Here is a 17,092-nt window from a genome sequence, read left to right on the forward strand (position 1 = left end):
CAGCCGCTGAAGTAGTTGTGTTGATCGCGTTCGTGCTGGTCAACATAACGGCGCGCTAGCAAATCAGATATGCCGTCACCGCATTCGGGGGCCTGAGGGGGCACCAGGAATGCTCCAGTGTGAAGTCCCATCGAAGGTTCCCTTGTGAAACATCATCGGCACTGCTGGGCCGAGGGGCGCATTCACCCCAGAGCTGTCTCGTTGGCCGTCCGGTTGGTGGGACGGGCATATTCGGTGAGATGACGGATCTCAGGCGCGATGGACTCGATGAACTTGGGCATCTGATTCCTTGATTGCGGGATGCGGGATGCGGGATGCGGGATGCGGGATGCGGGGTGCAGGTCTGAACCGCACTGATTTCGACCCAAAACGGATTCCGTCAACCGTTGAATGGCCAAACGATCCACAGCACGCCAACGACGCACAAAGGGACGCACCGTGTCAGCACGAAGAACCGTCGAGATCGACTTAGAACAGCCCACCGATGGCAGACCCCGGAGGGCGAGCACCGAGCGTGGGTATGGGCGTCGGCCATCAGAACTCGCTGAGCAGGTCCAAGATGTGTCGGCCGCAATGAGTAGCGTTTGATACGAACCCGACGGATGGAACCAACGCCTGAGACGCCTGCTCTCCCCGACGTGACGGAACTCCCGGGCATGAACCGCACCGCTGGTGCCGTGACCCTCGACTACATGGCCGACGACGACATCCGAGGGGTTCCGAGATTTTCGGACGCGTCGGTCTGGGGATGAATCCTCCCAGAGGTCGCAGGTTCAAATCCTGTCCCCGCAACAAAGAACGACGCAAAAGGCCCGGAATCGCTGAGATTCCGGGCCTTTTGCCATGCCGGGGCCGCGTTACCCCCAGTCGCGGTGTCCCAGTTGCGGCACCCCGAGTTGCGCCGTTGGGGTCGCGTAAAATGGAGGTACCCCCGCGTCGTCGGCGTGGGGTGATCAGGGAGATTCTCCGTGGCCACAACGCGCACAGCACCGCACACCTCAGCCGACGATGCCCCGGCCTTCGCTGACGAGCAGATCGACCTGTTCCGCGCGGACTTTCCGATCCTCAGCCGCTCGGTGAACGGCGCACCCCTCGTCTACCTCGACTCGGCGGCTACCTCGCAGACTCCGCTCGGCGTGCTCGCGGCGGAGCGGCACTTCTACGAGCACGCGAACGCGGCGGTCAACCGGGGCTCGCACACGCTCGCGGTCGAGGCGACCGACGCGTTCGAGGCGGCGAGGGCGACCATCGCCGGCTTCCTCGGTACGCTCCCCGAGGAAATCGTCTGGACCTCGAACGCCACCGAGGGGCTCAACCTCCTGGCCTACTCCTTCTCCAATGCCAGCCTCGGCCGAGGCGGGCAGGCCGCGAGGCGCTTCGCCCTCGAGCCGGGGGACGAGATCGTGGTGACCGAGATGGAGCACCACGCCAATCTCATCCCGTGGCAGGAGCTCGCGTTCCGTACGGGCGCGACTCTGCGCTTCATCCCGATCACGGATGGCGGCGAGTTGCGCCTCGACGAGGCGGAGCGCATCATCGGCGACCGCACGAGGGTGCTCGCCGTCACCCACGCCTCCAACGTGCTCGGCACGATCAACCCGGTGGCCGAACTCGTGGCACTGGCCCGCAGGGTGGGCGCCCTCGTCGTGCTCGACGCGTGCCAGTCGGCGCCGCACCTGCCGCTCGACCTGCACGCGCTGGATGTGGACTTCGCAGTGCTCTCTGGCCACAAGATGCTCGCCCCGACGGGCATCGGCGTGCTCTACGGCCGCCGGGAGCTGCTCGACGCGATGCCCCCGTTCCTCACCGGCGGGTCGATGATCACCACGGTCACGATGGAGAAGGCGGAGTACCTTCCCGCTCCACACAGGTTCGAGGCCGGCACCCAGCGCGTCTCCCAGGCCGTCGCGTTCGCCGAGGCCGTGCGCTATCTCGAGGAGGCCGGAATGGACCGCGTGCGGGCCTGGGACTCCCAGTTGGGGCAGCGCCTCGTCGAGGGACTCACCCGCCTGGACGGCATCCGGGTGGTCGGGCCGGAAGCGGGCCGCGAGCGGATCGGGCTCGCGGCATTCGATGTCGACGGGGTGCACGCCCACGATGTCGGGCAGTTCCTCGACGATCGAGGAATCGCCGTGCGGGTCGGCCACCACTGCGCCCAGCCGCTCCACCGGCGGCTCGGGCTCACCGCGACCACCCGCGCGAGCACCTACCTGTACACCACGACCGACGAGGTGGATGCCTTCCTCTCGGCGGTCGCCGAGGTGCGCGGCTACTTTGGAGTCACATCATGAGCGAACTCGACAGCCTCTACCAGCAGATCATCCTCGACCACTCGAAGGCCCGTCAGGGCAGCGGCCTGGCGACGGCGACGGCTCCGGTCGGCGCGCACCTCGGCGAGTCCCACCAGATCAACACCACCTGCGGCGACGAGGTCAGGGTGCGGGTGGCAGTCGTCGACGGAACGATCGAGCAGATCCGCTGGGACGGCGACGGCTGTGCGATCTCGATGGCCGCCGCCTCGGTGATCAGCGAACTCGGTGAGGGCGTTGGCGTCGCCGAGCTGCGGTCGAAGATCGAGAACTTCCGGGAACTCATGCGGTCTCGCGGCGCCGTGGAGGCCGACGAGGACGTGCTCGGCGACGCTGCCGCGTTCTCCGGCGTCTCGAAGTACCCGGCGCGGGTCAAGTGCGCCATGCTGGCCTGGGTCGCCGTCGAGCACGCCATCGCCGAGGCGGAGGCCTGACGCGGTAGATCCCGACCGCTCAGGCGGCCATCGCCGCGATCACGCTGCCCGAGCACACGACGTTGAGCAGCCGGCCCGGCGCGCGGCCGCGCACCGCGGGAAGCAGCAGCACCGCGCCCATTCCCACGGCGGTGAGCGCGTGCAGCGGGGCTCGACGGTGAGGCGAGAGGGCTGCGCCCATTCCGGACACCGTGAGCACGAGAGCCACGGCTGTCACCGCTGACCGACCTTTCCCCGGGGTATATCTTGACATCGTCGCGACTGCGGAGTGAGACTCAGGTCAGTGCCCTTCAGCATCGCAGGGTATCTGGGCGAGGAGGGCATCATGCAGATTCCGGCTCCATTCGACTACGCGCGCGCAAGCTCCGTGGACGACGCTTTGGCGTTGCTCGAGAGACACGGCCCAGAGTCCCTGATCGTTGCGGGAGGCCACAGCCTGCTGCCGATGATGAAGCTCCGGCTCGCCAGGCCCGAGTGGCTCATCGACATCAACGACCTGTTCGAGCTCGACTTCATCGTGCGCGACGGCGACCGGCTGAGGGTGGGCGCGATAACGCGTCACACCACCCTCTTCGAGTCGGATGAGGTGCGCCGGCTCTTCCCGATCATCACCGATGCCGAGCGCACGATTGCGGATCCCGTGGTGCGCAATCGCGGAACGATCGGTGGTTCGCTGTGCCAGGCCGACCCGGCAGAAGACCTGTCGACCGTGTGCACCGTGCTCGGCGCGGAGGCGGTGATCCGAGGCAAGGCGGGCGAGAGGGTCGTCTCGATGGCCGAGTTCCACGTCGGCCCGTACGAGACGGCCGTCGCCCACAACGAGTTGCTGGTGGAGGTTCGCTTCCCCGTCCGTCCTCGCTCCGGGAGCGCATACGAGAAGGTCGAACGGCGGGTGGGCGACTGGGCGGTCGCGGCGGCCGGGGCATCGGTGTCCCTCGCGAAGGACGGCACGATCGACCACGTCGCGATAGGCCTGACCGCGATCGGGCAGGACGGAACCGTCACCGAGGCGGAGGCGCTGCTTCGCGGCAAGGCTCCGTCGGAGGAGCTCTTCGTCGAGGCCGGCCGACTGGCCGCGCTCGCCTGCGATCCACTCGCCGACCAGCGGGGCGCCATCGACTACAAGCGGCATCTCGCCGACGAACTGACCAGAAGAGTCCTGCGACGCGCGACTTCACGCGCCGCCGAAGCACAGGAAGGCTGAACCCGATGCAGATCAGCATGACCGTCAACGGCGACGAGATCAGCAGGGAGGCGGAGCCGCGGGTGCTGCTCGTGCACTTCATCCGGGAGATCCTCGGGCTCACCGGCACCCACTGGGGGTGTGACACCTCGAACTGCGGCACGTGCGTGGTACTCATGGACGGACTGCCGGTCAAGTCCTGTACCGTTCTCGCCGCGATGGCCGATGGCCACGACATCCGAACCGTCGAGGGCCTCGCCACCGGGGGAGTGCTCGACCCGGTGCAGCAGGGCTTCATGGAGGAACACGGGCTGCAGTGCGGATTCTGCACGCCGGGGATGATGCTCACCGCTCGCGCGCTGCTCGACCGGAACCCGCACCCGGACGACGACCAGATCCGCGAGGCCATCTCCGGCCAGATCTGCCGGTGCACCGGGTACGCAACGATTGTCCGCTCGGTGCAGTGGGCGGCAGAACATCCAGCGGGGGCCGCAGCAACAGGCGAAGAGGTGAACGCATGACCATCACGGACGAGCGCGCGTCGAACCCGGCGGCGGGCGACGCCGACCGACCGATCGGCTACGGGCGCATCCAGCGCAAGGAGGACCCCCGGTTCATCCGCGGCAAGGGCAACTACATCGACGACATCGTGCTGCCCGGCATGCTGCACAGCGCGATCCTGCGCGCCCCGGTCGCCCACGCGACCCTCGTCTCGATCGACACCACGAGGGCGCTCGCCCACCCCGGCGTCGTCGCCGTGATCACCGGCAAGGACCTCCTGGGCCTCAAGCTCGCCTGGGCACCGACCCTGTCGGCGGATGTGCAGGCCGTGCTCGTGACGGACAAGGTGCGGTTCCAGGGCCAGGAGGTGGCCTTCGTCGTGGCGAACGACCGATACGCCGCCCGGGACGCCCTCGAACTGATCGACGTGGAGTATGACGTGCTGCCGCCGGTGATCGACGCCCGCAAGGCGCTCGACCCGGGTGCCCCCGTCATCCGCACCGACATCGAGGGCAAGACCGACAACCACATCTTCGACTGGGAGGCGGGGGATGCGGCGGAGACCGACGCGGTGTTCGCGTCGGCAGACGTTGTCATCTCCCAGGAGATCGTCTACCCGCGGGTGCACCCCGCGCCGATGGAGACCTGCGGGGCGGTGGCAGACTACGAACCGATCGAGGGGCACCTCACCCTCTACGAAACGACCCAAGCCCCGCACGCGCACCGCACGCTCTTCGCGATCGTCGCCGGTATTCCCGAGCACAAGATCCGCATCGTCTCCCCGGACATCGGCGGCGGCTTCGGCAACAAGGTCGGCATCTACCCGGGCTACATCCTCGCCGTCGTCGGGTCGATCGTCACCGGGAAACCGGTGAAGTGGGTGGAGGACCGGTCCGAAAACCTCATGTCGACCTCGTTCGCCAGGGACTACATCATGCAGGGGGAGATCGCGGCCACGAAGGACGGCAAGATCCTCGCCCTGCGCACCAACGTGCTTGCCGACCACGGGGCGTTCAACGCCACCGCCCAGCCGACCAAGTACCCGGCCGGCTTCTTCCACATGTTCACCGGAAGCTACGATCTCAAGGCCGCGCACTGCAAGGTCACCGGGGTCTACACGAACAAGGCGCCGGGTGGGGTGGCCTACGCCTGTTCCTTCCGGGTGACCGAGGCGGTCTATCTCGTCGAGCGGCTGGTCGACATCCTCGCCCAGAAGCTCGAAATGGATCCGGCTGAGCTGAGGATCAAGAACTTCATCCAGCCGGAGCAGTTCCCGTACAAGAACAAGACGGGCTGGGAGTACGACTCCGGCAACTACGAGCCCGCAATGCGCCTGTCGATGCAGATCGCCGGCTACGAGGAGCTTCGGCGCGAGCAGAAGGAGAAGCGCGAGCGCGGTGAGCTCATGGGCATCGGCGTCTCGTTCTTCACCGAGACGGTGGGGGCAGGCCCGCGCAAGCACATGGACATCGTGGGCCTCGGGATGGCGGATGGCGCGGAGTTGCGTGTTCACCCGACCGGCAAGGCCGTGGTTCGGCTCTCCGTGCAGAGCCAGGGTCAGGGCCACGAGACCACGTTCGCCCAGATCGTGGCGGAGGAACTCGGCATCCCGCCGGAGGACATCGACGTGGTGCACGGCGACACCGACCAGACCCCGTTCGGGCTGGGGACATACGGCAGCCGGTCGACCCCGGTGAGCGGGGCGGCCGTGGCGCTCGTCGCCCGCAAGGTGCGCGACAAGGCCAGGTTCATCGCCGCGGCCATGCTGGAGACCCGGCCGGAGGACCTCGAGTGGGAGAAGGGACGCTGGTTCGTGAAGGGCGACCCGAGCGTCGGCAAGACCATCGCCGAGATCTCGATGGGTGCCCACGGCACGGTCGCGCTGCCGGAGGGCATCGACGGCAACCTCGACGCCGAGGTGACCTACGACCCGCCGAACCTCACCTTCCCGTTCGGGGCGTACATCTGCGTGGTGGACATCGACCCGGGGACGGGGCACGTGAAGGTGCGCCGATTCATCGCGGTCGACGACTGCGGAACCCGCATCAACCCAATGATCATCGAGGGCCAGGTGCACGGTGGTCTCGCCGACGGCGTGGGCATGGCTCTCATGGAGATCATCCAGTTCGACGAGGAGGGCAACAACCTCGGCGGCTCGTTCATGGAGTACCTCATCCCCACCGCGATGGAGGTGCCGAACTGGGAGACCGGGTTCACCGTGACCCCCTCACCGCACCACCCCATCGGCGCGAAGGGCATCGGAGAATCGGCGACGGTCGGCTCGCCGCCGGCGGTGGTGAACGCCGTCGTGGACGCCCTCGCCCCGTTCGGCGTGGTCCACATGGACATGCCATGCACCCCCGGCCGGGTCTGGGAGGCAATGCAGGGCCGGCCGAGGCCACCGATCTAGCATGACCGTCGTGGGTGGGAGTCTCGCCGAACGTGCACAGGAGCTCAGCAGTCGCCGGGAACCGTTCGTGCGCGCCACGGTGGTGCGCGCCCAGCATCCGACGAGCGCTCACGCCGGCGACACCGCGATCGTGCGCGAGAGCGGCGAGATCGACGGCTTCGTGGGAGGCAACTGCGTGGAGGCGTCGGTGCGCGAGTACGGCCTGCGCGCCCTGGCCAGCGGTGAGCCCGTGCTGCTTCGGGTGGTGCCGGGCGAGCCGTCGCGGGTGCAGGAGGAGGGCGCCATCGAGGTGGCGAACCCGTGCCTGAGTGGCGGGAGGATCGAGATCTTCCTCGAGCCGCAGCTGCCGGCAGCCCGTCTCGTGATCGTGGGCTCGACCCCCGTGGCGCAGGCCCTCGCCGTGCTCGGCGTCGGCCTCGGCATGGAGGTGGAGCTCACCGATGGCGCTTCGGCGATGCCCAGGGCGGACGACGCGGCGCTCATCGTCGCGTCCCACGGCCGCGACGAGGAACCGGCCCTCGAGGCCGCGCTGCGGGCCGGCGTGCCATACGTGGGTCTCGTGGCGAGCGGCACACGCGGTGCGGCCGTCCTGGCCTCCCTCGATGTCGACGAGGAGCAGCGTGCCCGCGTGTATACACCGGCCGGGCTCCGATTGGGAGCGCGCACGCCCGCCGAGATCGCCCTGTCCATCCTCGCCCAGCTGGTCGAGGAGCGGGCGTCGGGTCGGCTCGCTGCGACCACACCCGCCGCGCCGCCGCAGACGGCGATCGATCCGGTCTGCGGCATGACGGTCGCCGCCGTGCCGGCGTCCCTGCACGTCGAGCACGGCGGGTCGACCGTCTACTTCTGCTCGGCGGGCTGCCGCACGGCCTTCCTCGCGGATCCGGAACGCTATGCCGCCGCCGGCTGAGGCGGGTGTCGCCGCCCTCGTCCTCGCTGCCGGCGCATCCGCGCGCCTCGGCCGGCCGAAGCAGCTCCTTCCCTACCGCGACGGGGTGCTGCTCGACGCCGCGCTCCACACCGCCCGCGCGAGTGGCGTCGAGCAGATTGTGCTCGCCCTCGGCGGGGCGGCCGCCGAGGTGCTGCGGGTCGTGGACACCAGCGGGTGTGACGTGGTGCTGAACCCGCAGTACGGCGACGGATGCTCCTCATCGATCGCCGCGGCCCTCCCGGCGCTGCGGCCGGACATCGGTGTGCTGCTGCTGCTGCTCGCGGACCAGCCGGGCGTCGGAGTGGAGTCGGTGCGGCGCCTGCTCGACGGGCGGGGCGACAGCGTGATCGCGGTGTGCCGCTACGAGGACGGCATCGGGCATCCGTTCGCCTTCGCGCGACCACTCTTCGCCGACCTCGCGTCCCTGCACGGCGACAAGGGCGTCTGGAGGCTCATCGAGCGTCGACCGGCCGACGTGCGGGAGGTGCCGGTTCCGGGGCGGATTCCGCTCGACGTCGACACGGAGGCGGACTACCGGCAACTGCTCGCCGACCTCGAGGGGGCCCGGTGACCACGCCCGCCCGGGCGGGGGCCGAAGACGACGTCGTGCGCCGGGTGCCGGATGTCGCCTCCCTCGCCGCGGCTCTCGACGAGGACGACTACCTCGCCGACGTGGGTCTCGCGACCGCGTTGTTCCTGGCGGTGCGGCTGCCGCAGCCCATCCTGCTGGAGGGCGAGGCCGGGGTGGGCAAGACGGAGGCGGCCAAGGCGCTGGCGCGGCTGCTCGATACGCCGCTGTACCGGTTGCAGTGCTACGAGGGCATCGACGCGGGCGAGGCCCTGTACGAGTGGAACCACCAGCGGCAGATGCTCGGCATCCGGCTGGCCGAGGCGCGGCACGCCGACCTCGAGGAGACCGACCTCTTCGCGGAGGACTACCTGCTCCGACGCCCGCTGCTCAAGGCGATCGAGCATCCGGGGCCGCGCCCGGCCGTGCTCCTGCTCGACGAGATCGACCGAGCGGATGCCGAGTTCGAGGCGTTCACCTTCGAGCTGCTCGCCGAGGCCGCCGTCACGATCCCCGAACTCGGCACCGTGCGGGCCACGCATCCGCCCATCGTCATCCTCACCTCCAACCGCACCAGGGACCTGCACGATGCCCTCACCCGGCGCTGCCTCTACCACTGGATCGACTACCCTCCTCCGGCGCGCATCGCCGAGATCGTGCGCCGCCGCGTGCCGTCGAGCGCCGAATCGCTCGCGTTCGAGGTCGCCTCGGCGATCACGAGGCTGCGGTCGCTCGACATGGCGAAGCCGCCCGGCATCGCCGAGGCGATCGACTGGGTGTCCGCCCTCGCCGTGCTCGGCGTGGATCGGCTCGACGCGAAGACCGTCGACCTCACCTGGGGATCCGTGCTGAAGAACCGGGACGACCTGGAATTCGCCGGCGCCCGAGGCGCCGACTGGCTCATCGGGGGCGGCGATGCCTAAGACGGCGATACCAGCGACGACGACCGTGCTCCCCTCCCTGCCGCACGTCGAGACCGCCGCGCTCGCCGCGGGGTTCGCGACCGCCCTGCGCCGGGCCGGGCTCCCCAGTTCCCCCGACCGCGCCGCCTGGCTCGCCGAGTCCCTGCGCATCCTGCCGCCGACCGACCGCGACCGGCTGTACTGGGCCTGCCGAGTGGTGTTCGTCACCTCGCGGGAGCAGCTTCCCGTCTTCGACGCCGTCTTCTCCGCCGTGTTCGACGGGATGCTCGACCCGGCGACCAATCGGGGCGATACGAGCGGCCCGCCGCCGGTCGGGTCCGAACCGCGAACCCGGCCGACGCCCCTCGACCAGCGGCCGGCCGGTGCCGCGGAGCACGAGCCGGAGCAACGCCCGCCGGCGCCGAGCTCGGGCGGCGACTCCCCGGACGAGGAGGGCGGCCGCGAGCGGGATGCCATCCTCGCGGTGGCCTCGCCCGAGGAACGCCTGCATGACACCGCGTTTGCCGAGCTCACCGAAGACGAGATCGTCGGCATGCAGCGGCTCGTGCGCAGGATCATGCTGTCGACCCCGGTCAGCCGCAGCCGACGATCCCGGCCCTCCACTCACAGCCGAGACCGCCTCGACCTGCGCCGCACCCTCCGGGCGGCCCAGCGCAGCGGAATGGATGCCGCCAGGCTCGTGTTCACGCGGCGCCGCGACCGCCGCCGTCGGCTCGTTCTGCTCTGCGACGTGTCGGGGTCAATGGAGCCGTATTCCCGGGTGTTCCTCTCGCTGCTCCAGGGTGCGGTCGCCGGTGCCCACGCCGAGGCGTTCGTCTTCTCCACCCGGCTGACCAGGCTGACGAGACAGCTCGCCGTGCGCGATCCAGACCAGGCCATCGCGAGGGCGGCCGCGAGCGCGCCCGACTGGGCGGGGGGCACCCGGTTGGCGGAGAGCATCCGCCGGTTCATCGACGAGCACGGTCGCCGGGGGATCGCCCGCGGCGCCGTCGTGGTGGTGCTCTCCGACGGCTGGGCGCAGGACGACCCGGCCCTCGTCGCCGCCCAGATGGCGCGGCTGCGACGGCTCGCCTTCCGCATCGTCTGGGTGAACCCGCGCAAGGTGGCACCGGGTTACCGGCCGCTCGTCGGCGGGATGGCGGCGGCCCTGCCGTATTGTGACGCCTTCGTGAGCGGGCACAGCCTCGCCGCCCTCACCGAACTCGCCGCAGCGATCTCCGCCGAACGTACAATAACGGATCATGAACGAAGGGCACGGTAATGCAACTCGACAGTACTTTCTCCGTCGTCGCACCGATCGATACGGTGTGGAACACCCTGATGGACTTCGAACGCGTCGCGGGCTGCGTTCCCGGCGCGCAGATCCTCAACAAGCTGTCCGAGGACGCGTACCAGGTGGGAATGAAGGTGAAGCTCGGCCCGGTGAGCATGCAGTATCGGGGGCAGATGAACGTGATCGAGCGGGATGCCGACGGGCATCGCGCGGTGTTCCAGGGCAAGGCCCAGGAGACCAGGGGGCAGGGCACGGCCGTGGCGACGGTGACGCTGCAACTGGTCGAGTCTAAGGGGACAACGGAGGGCACGGTGAGCGCGGACGTGTCGCTCTCCGGCAAGGCCGCCGCCATGGGCAAGGGCGTGATCACGAGCGTCACCGACCAGATGATGGCGCTCTTCGCCGAGAACCTGCAGACCATGGTGGGGGAGCCGACTCCGGCGGCCGCGACTGCCGCCGCGGACTCGGCGGCGGACTCGGACACGTCGGTGTCGGGAACGGCGGCCTCGCGAACGGCGGCCTCGCGAACGGCGGCCTCAGGAACGGCGGCCTCAGGAACGGCCGCGAGTGCCCCCGCCCCAGCCGCACCCCGAGCCCCGAGCGCCCTGGCGGACAACAGCCTCAACGCATTCAGCCTCGCCAAGGGGATGATCGCCGACCAGCTCAAGGACCCGGCCAAGCTCATCGGAGCACTCGCCGCCGTGGCCTCGATCGCGTTCCTCCTCGGGCGACTCAGCCGGGGAAGACGATCGTAGGCGCGGCACGACGGAGGCGCTGTACCCATGCGTGATGTGCTGAACGCCCTCCGGGCGGACTGGCTCGCCGGCGGCACCGCCGGGCTCGCGACCGTCGTTCGCACCTTCGAGTCCGCCCCGCGGCCGCCCGGGGCGTCCATGCTCGTCACGGCGGACGGCGAGGTGGTCGGCTCCGTGTCCGGCGGGTGCGTCGAGGGCGCGGTGTACGAACTCGCGACCCAGGTGAAGGAAGACGGTCGCCCAGTCCTCGCGCGCTATGGGATCAGCGACGACGACGCGTTCTCCGTCGGCCTCACTTGCGGCGGCATCCTCGATGTGTTCGTCGAACCCGTGTCCCGGCACGGCTTTGCCGAACTCGGCGACGTGATGGACGACATCGACGAGTCGAGGCCTGTCGGGGTCGCGACGGTGATCGAGCACCCGGACGAGACCTGGCTCGGCCGTCATCTCGTGGTGCGTCCGGACGGCTTCGTGGGCGACTTGGGAAGCGAACGGGCGAACCGGGCGGTGAGCGACGACACCCGCGGGCTGCTCGCCGCCGGCCGCAACAGCGTCTTGACCTACGGCCCGGACGGCGAGCGACGCGGCGAGGGGATGCGGGTCTTCTTCGCGAGCTACGCCCCGCGGCCGCGGATGCTCGTCTTCGGCGCCATCGACTTCGCGGCTGCCCTCGCGCGGCTGGGTTCCTTTCTCGGCTATCGCGTCTCGGTGTGCGACGCCCGGGCGGTCTTCGCGACCCCCGCGCGTTTTCCGAGCGCCGACGAGGTGATCGTGGCCTGGCCGCACCGCTACCTCGCCGAGCAGTTCGAGAAGGGGCTCGTCGACCAGCGCACGGTGATCTGCGTGCTCACTCACGATCCGAAGTTCGACGTCCCTCTCCTCGAGGTGGCGCTGCACGCCGGTCCGGTCGCGTACATCGGCGCGATGGGCTCACGGCGCACGCACGAAGACCGGTTGGCCCGCCTGCGCGAGGCGGGCGTGAGCGAGGACGAACTGTCGAGGCTGCACAGCCCGATCGGACTCGACCTCGGGTCGCGCACCCCGGAGGAGACGGCGGTCTCGATCGCGGCCGAGATCATCGCCGCCCAGTGGGGCGGCAGCGGCGATCCGCTCACGCTGCTCGGCGACCGGATCCATCACGACGAGGAGCCCACGCCCGACCACGAATCCTGAGGGGAAGCGGGCGCTGCTACTCCGCGGCGGCTGCTCGACGGCTGCTGCTCGACGGCTGCTACTCCACGATGGAACGCCCCACCGTGATCGGCGGGGCGTTCCTTCGTGAAGCCAGGGCGCTCAGGAGAGAACGTCGCGCAAGAGCTCGTCGTTCACCGCTCGACGGCTGACCGACACGACGAAGCCGACGGCGAGCAGGGCGAACGGCAGGAGCACGAGCACCCAGCCGACCGGACTGAGCGCCCACGCCGTGACCGAGGGGTCCACGCCCGCCGCCGGCGTCCCGGCGAGCAGCCCGAACCTCGACACGAGGAGGTATTCGCCGAGGAGCAGGCCGATCGTCGCGAGCACGGGCGCGATGATCGCCTCGAACACGTTCTCGGTTCCCTTGTTGCGGCGGAAGTAGACGATCACCGCGACGCAGACGAGGATCTCGATCAGTACGATCGCGACGACCGCGAGCCCGCTGAACCAGAAGAACAGGGTGAGCACGGGGTCGAGCTGGAAGATCGCGAAGATCGCGATCACGAGGCCAGTGATCACCGACGTGATGAGCGAGGCGTTGCTCGGGGCCCCTCGGCGGTTCACCCGGCTGAGGGAGACCGGGAGCACTCCTCCGCGGGCCATTGCGAATATGTACCGGCTCGCCGCGTTCTGGAACGCCAGCAGGCCGGCGAACAGGCTCGACAGCACGAGGATGCTCATGACCGTCGCCATCCACGGCCCGATGTACTGGGTGGCGAGGGAAAAGAGCACGGCCGCCGGGTCGACGAGCTTGTTGGACAGCTCGGCGGTCTTGTCGACGACCGTGGAGGCGCCCATGCCGGTGACCATTGCGAACGACGTGAGGGCGAAGAGCACCGTGATCACGCCGACCGCGAGGTAGGTGGCGCGGGGAACGACCTTCTTCGGGTTCTTGGACTCTTCCCCGTAGATGGCGGTGGCCTCGAATCCGATGAACGAGGCGAAGGCAAACGCGAACGCGATGCCGGCCGACCCGGCGAGGCCGCCGATGAGGATCTTGTCCGGCGCGAAGGATGCGGCGAAGTTGAGGCCTTCCGGGCCGCCGTTGACCAGGATGGCGATGGACGTGACGACCAGGGCGGTCAGTTCGAGAAGCATGAGCCCGCCGAGCACCTTCGCCCCGACGTCGACGCTCAGCAGCGAGAGCGCGGTGACGACAAGCCAGGCGATGAGCGTCCACGCCCACCAGGGGAGGATTCCGACCTGGGCGGCGATGAGGCCGCCGAAGAAGCCGTAGATGGCGAGCTGGATCGCCACGTAGGCGAGGATGGAGACGAACGCAGACGCGATTCCGGCGTGGCGGCCGAGCCCCCGGCCGATGTAGGCGAAGAATGCTCCGGCGTTGGTGACCCGCTGGCTCATTGCGGCGTAGCCGACGCTGAAGAGCAGGAGGGTGATGCCCACGACGAGGTAGGCGCCCGGGGCGGCGGCGCCGTTGCCGAGAACGATCGCGACCGGCACGGCCCCCGTCATGCCGACGAGCGGTGCGGCGGCGGCGACCACGAAGAACACGATTCCGATGACGCCGAGGCGCCCGGTGTGGAGTTTGGTCCTGGTGTCTTCGTCCGACGACTCTTGGGTAAGCGCCATGGAAATACTCCTCGTTGAGTAGTGATGCCTAGATCGTGCGTATCCGAACGACTTACACAAACACTGCCGAAGGTTGGCGGGCGCGTCAAGGGCTGGAGCAAGAAAGATCTGCCGACCACGACCTGTCATTCGGATACGAACAATGACGGAAGTGGGCTACACTCTGGCGCTATGACTGCTCTCCGTGGCTTCCTGCCGCCGCTGACGCCCCTCGGCAACAGCGCTCTCGTTCCCCACCTGCCCTGGTACTACTCGGGCACCCTGCTCACGGTCGAATACCTCACCGACTCCGCCAACGTGCGGGCGATCCTCCCGGACGACATCGACCTGGCCCCGAAGCAGCCGGGGGCGGTCGCCATCATCTGGGCCGACTGGCAGTCCTGCAGCGAGGGCGGTCTCGAGCTGCTCGACCCCATCCGCTCGCAGTACCTCGAGGCCTTCGTGGTCGTGCGTTGCTCATACCAGGGCGAGGTCTACAGCCGCTGCGTGGCGATCTGGGTGACAAAGGACTTCGCGATGGGGCGCGGATGGTTCCAGGGCTACCCGAAGAAGCTCGGCTCGGTGCATGTCACGCGCATCTTCTCCCGGGGCAAGGCGAGCCCGAGACTCGAGGCGGGAGCTCAACTGGGGGCGTCGCTCGCGGCGTACGACCACCGGCTCGCCTCGGCCCTCGTCACCCTGCGGGAGCCGTCGGAGGACAACGGTTTCGTCAACGGGCACCGGATGCTGCACAACCGCTTCATGCCGTCGATCAGCCAGGGCCAGGGCCTCTCCATGGACCAGCTCATCGCGATGGGCGGCGTCGACGCCGATCTCGGCCAGGCCTGGCGCGGCGACGCCGAGCTCTCGCTTGCCGACTCGCCGTGGGACGAGCTGCACTCGATCCTGCCCGTGGGCGAGATCCTCGGCGGCTACTACCGCGAGCTGGGGGTCACCTTCGCCGGCGGCGACCTCATCGCCGACCGCTCCCGCACCGTCTGACGGGCGGGCCGGCATCCGCCCGCCTTCTCCGTTCTCCCTGCCTCTTCCCGCCCTGCCTCTTCACACCCTGCCTCTTCCCGCCCTGCCTCTTCCGAAATCCATGCATTCCTTCGCCAGGTGCGGCGTGTCGGTGTGCAACACGCCGCCGCGGTCGAGAATTGCATGGATTTCGGAAGAAGCGAAGGGGACGGGCGAATGGGGCCGGGGCTAGTAGTCCTCGAGGTACTCGTCGATCTCCCACTGGGTCACGTCGCGGGTGGCCGGGTCGGGCACCTCGCTCTCGTAGCGCTCGATCTCGTCGCGCTTGAGCACGCCGAACACGTCGATCACGGGGGCGCCGATGATGTCGCGCAGCACCGCGTTCGCGTCCAGGGCGTCGAGCGCCGCCTCGAGCGAAGTCGGCAGCACCTCGGCGGCCTCGTTCTGGTAGGCCCAGCCCTCGGCCGGCTCCGGCACGGCGAGCTGGCGACGGATGCCGTCCAGGCCGGCGGCGAGCACCGCGGCGATCATGAGATACGGGTTGGCCGCGCCGTCGCCGACCCGCACCTCGAGGCGCGTGCCCGCTCCACGCTCGGGCGGCACGCGCAGCATCGCGCTGCGGTTGTCGTGGCCCCAGTTGGCGCGGTACGGCGCGAGCGTGTCCGGTCCGAGCCGCTTGAAGGCGTTGATCGTGGGGTTGGTGAGCGCGGTGAGCGCAGCGGCATTCTCGAGGATGCCGGCGATCAGCAGGTTGGCGGTGTCCGAGAGCCCGCCGTCGGCCGTGGCCATGAGGTTGCGTCCGTTCGCATCGACGACCGAGAAGTGCAGGTGGAAGCCGCTGCCGCCCTCGTCGCTCCACGGCTTGCCGAGGAAGGTGGCGAGCTTGCCCGACCGGGCGACGATGTCCTTGACCGCGGTCTTGAACAGGAAGGTCCGGTCGGCTGCCCGGAGCGCCTCGCCGTGCCACAGGTTGATCTCGTACTGGGACGGGCTGAACTCGTGGTTGCCGGCGAACACGCCGATGTCCATCTGGTCGAGCATCCGAAGCAGGTGCAGGAAGGTGCCGTCCGGATCCACCCACGCGCCGGTCGTATAGACGCGGCCGGTGCGGGTGAGGGCGCGCTGCCAGCCCTGCTCGCCGCGCTCGGCGATGTAGAACTCGAGCTCCGGTCCGATGATCGGGGTGAGGCCGAGCTCGGCGTACTGGTCGATCACCCGGCGAAGCGCCGACCGTGGGGCGATCTCGCTCGCGGTCTCGTCCGGGTTGAACGCGTCGGCGACGACAAGGGCCACGCCGGGCTCCCACGGCATCATCGTGAGGGTGGAGGCGTCGAGGCGCGTCACGAGGTCCGGAAGGCCGCTCGACATGATGTCGTTGCCGTCGAGCACGCCACCGCGGGTGGTCGTGACCCAGACGCCCTGGCAGAAGGCCGGACCGTGGGCCGCCGATCGTTCGAGCTGGCTCACGAGGAGGTCCTTCGACCGCGTGATGCCCAGAACATCGGGGTAGATGAGCCGGAGCACATCGATGCCCCTGGCCTCGAGTTGCGAACGAAGAGCAGCTACATCGGTACTCATGTGACCTCCGGCGACGAATCGTTCGGCCATGAACGATTAGTGCGATACTAGGGCACCTCGCCGGCAATCTGTCAGCCCGGCGCACTCCGGCGGCGATGAGGTGAGCGGTGAAGGCCCTGTTCGTGCAGCACGACCACGTGAGCCCGACCGGGCCCGTCGCCGGTCGCCTGCGGGAGCGCGGCTTCGACGTGGACGAGATCACCGTCGTCGACGAGGCCAGCTTCGGCAGTCCGAACGTGCCGTTCGAGTTCCCCGATCTCGGCGACTACGACCTGCTCGTGCCGATGGGCGCGCCCTGGGGAGCCTGGGATGACGTCTGCATCGGCCGCTGGCTGCTGCCCGAAATCGTCTGGATCGGCGACGCCCTGGCGCGCGACCTCCCCGTGCTCGGCATCTGCTTCGGCGGCCAGCTCATGGCGCGGGCCCTCGGCGGCACCGTCGGCCGGGCCGGCAAGCCGGAGATCGGCTGGACGCCCATCC

Annotated in this window: 16 protein-coding genes and 1 tRNA gene; 14 read left to right on the top strand and 3 right to left on the bottom strand. The window is 69.2% G+C overall.

What is annotated here, in order from left to right; translation table 11 throughout:
* Window positions 1-710: 710 nt before the first annotated feature.
* The 3 genes from VIM54_RS15770 to sufU all read left to right on the top strand — a co-directional run bounded on the left by VIM54_RS15770 (window position 711) and on the right by sufU (window position 2,743).
* Window positions 711-792: transfer RNA gene (locus VIM54_RS15770), tRNA-OTHER, on the top strand.
* 242 nt (window positions 793-1,034) lie between these two features.
* Window positions 1,035-2,291 (top strand): cysteine desulfurase, encoded by a 1,257-nt coding sequence (locus tag VIM54_RS15775; RefSeq protein WP_331902708.1) that lies wholly within the window; start codon window positions 1,035-1,037, stop codon window positions 2,289-2,291.
* Window positions 2,288-2,743, top strand: a complete 456-nt coding sequence (gene sufU, locus VIM54_RS15780) for a Fe-S cluster assembly sulfur transfer protein SufU (protein ID WP_331902693.1) — start codon at window positions 2,288-2,290, stop codon at window positions 2,741-2,743. The genes VIM54_RS15775 and sufU overlap by 4 nt, the downstream gene beginning before the upstream one ends.
* Window positions 2,744-2,762: 19 nt before the next feature.
* Here sufU and VIM54_RS15785 read toward each other — a convergent pair whose 3' ends face one another.
* Window positions 2,763-2,960 carry a hypothetical protein gene (locus VIM54_RS15785; RefSeq protein ID WP_331902694.1) on the bottom strand — a complete coding sequence of 66 codons (198 nt, stop codon included), beginning with the start codon at window positions 2,958-2,960 and terminating at the stop codon, window positions 2,763-2,765.
* Window positions 2,961-3,026: 66 nt separating this feature from the next.
* On the opposite strand from VIM54_RS15785, the gene VIM54_RS15790 reads away from it, so the two are divergent.
* Genes VIM54_RS15790 through VIM54_RS15830 form a run of 9 tightly spaced genes read left to right on the top strand, consistent with a single transcriptional unit; the run spans window position 3,027 to window position 12,460 of the window.
* Window positions 3,027-3,947 (top strand): xanthine dehydrogenase family protein subunit M, encoded by a 921-nt coding sequence (locus tag VIM54_RS15790; protein ID WP_331902695.1) that lies wholly within the window; start codon window positions 3,027-3,029, stop codon window positions 3,945-3,947.
* Between the two features lie 5 nt (window positions 3,948-3,952).
* Window positions 3,953-4,447 (top strand): (2Fe-2S)-binding protein, encoded by a 495-nt coding sequence (locus VIM54_RS15795; protein WP_331902696.1) that lies wholly within the window; start codon window positions 3,953-3,955, stop codon window positions 4,445-4,447.
* Window positions 4,444-6,837 (top strand): aerobic carbon-monoxide dehydrogenase large subunit, encoded by a 2,394-nt coding sequence (locus VIM54_RS15800; RefSeq protein WP_331902697.1) that lies wholly within the window; start codon window positions 4,444-4,446, stop codon window positions 6,835-6,837. The genes VIM54_RS15795 and VIM54_RS15800 overlap by 4 nt, the downstream gene beginning before the upstream one ends.
* A 1-nt stretch (window position 6,838) precedes the next feature.
* Complete coding sequence (locus VIM54_RS15805; protein ID WP_331902698.1) at window positions 6,839-7,747, top strand: XdhC family protein; 909 nt, start codon at window positions 6,839-6,841, stop codon at window positions 7,745-7,747.
* Entirely contained in the window at window positions 7,731-8,339 is a 609-nt protein-coding gene (locus tag VIM54_RS15810; RefSeq protein ID WP_331902699.1) for a nucleotidyltransferase family protein, read from the top strand. Before VIM54_RS15805 ends, VIM54_RS15810 begins: the two co-directional genes overlap by 17 nt.
* Window positions 8,336-9,259, top strand: a complete 924-nt coding sequence (locus tag VIM54_RS15815; protein ID WP_331902700.1) for a MoxR family ATPase — start codon at window positions 8,336-8,338, stop codon at window positions 9,257-9,259. Before VIM54_RS15810 ends, VIM54_RS15815 begins: the two co-directional genes overlap by 4 nt.
* On the top strand, window positions 9,252-10,520 hold the full coding sequence (locus VIM54_RS15820) for a vWA domain-containing protein (protein ID WP_331902701.1): 1,269 nt from the start codon (window positions 9,252-9,254) through the stop codon (window positions 10,518-10,520). Before VIM54_RS15815 ends, VIM54_RS15820 begins: the two co-directional genes overlap by 8 nt.
* Window positions 10,520-11,287, top strand: coding sequence for an SRPBCC family protein (locus VIM54_RS15825; RefSeq protein WP_331902702.1), 768 nt, complete (start codon window positions 10,520-10,522; stop codon window positions 11,285-11,287). The genes VIM54_RS15820 and VIM54_RS15825 overlap by 1 nt, the downstream gene beginning before the upstream one ends.
* A 27-nt stretch (window positions 11,288-11,314) precedes the next feature.
* Entirely contained in the window at window positions 11,315-12,460 is a 1,146-nt protein-coding gene (locus VIM54_RS15830) for an XdhC/CoxI family protein (RefSeq protein WP_331902703.1), read from the top strand.
* 120 nt (window positions 12,461-12,580) lie between these two features.
* On the opposite strand, the gene VIM54_RS15835 is transcribed toward VIM54_RS15830, so the two are convergent.
* Window positions 12,581-14,074 (bottom strand): APC family permease, encoded by a 1,494-nt coding sequence (locus VIM54_RS15835; protein WP_331902704.1) that lies wholly within the window; start codon window positions 14,072-14,074, stop codon window positions 12,581-12,583.
* 171 nt (window positions 14,075-14,245) lie between these two features.
* On the opposite strand from VIM54_RS15835, the gene VIM54_RS15840 reads away from it, so the two are divergent.
* Window positions 14,246-15,055: an acetoacetate decarboxylase family protein gene (locus VIM54_RS15840; protein WP_331902705.1), complete on the top strand. Its 810-nt coding sequence runs from the start codon at window positions 14,246-14,248 to the stop codon at window positions 15,053-15,055.
* A gap of 207 nt (window positions 15,056-15,262) precedes the next feature.
* On the opposite strand, the gene VIM54_RS15845 is transcribed toward VIM54_RS15840, so the two are convergent.
* Entirely contained in the window at window positions 15,263-16,612 is a 1,350-nt protein-coding gene (locus VIM54_RS15845) for a glutamine synthetase family protein (RefSeq protein WP_331902706.1), read from the bottom strand.
* 107 nt (window positions 16,613-16,719) lie between these two features.
* On the opposite strand from VIM54_RS15845, the gene VIM54_RS15850 reads away from it, so the two are divergent.
* Window positions 16,720-17,092: type 1 glutamine amidotransferase (locus tag VIM54_RS15850; protein ID WP_331902707.1), on the top strand; the 373-nt coding region annotated here is incomplete at its 3' end.

Source organism: Lacisediminihabitans sp. (assembly GCF_036569425.1).
Classification (GTDB): domain Bacteria; phylum Actinomycetota; class Actinomycetes; order Actinomycetales; family Microbacteriaceae; genus Lacisediminihabitans.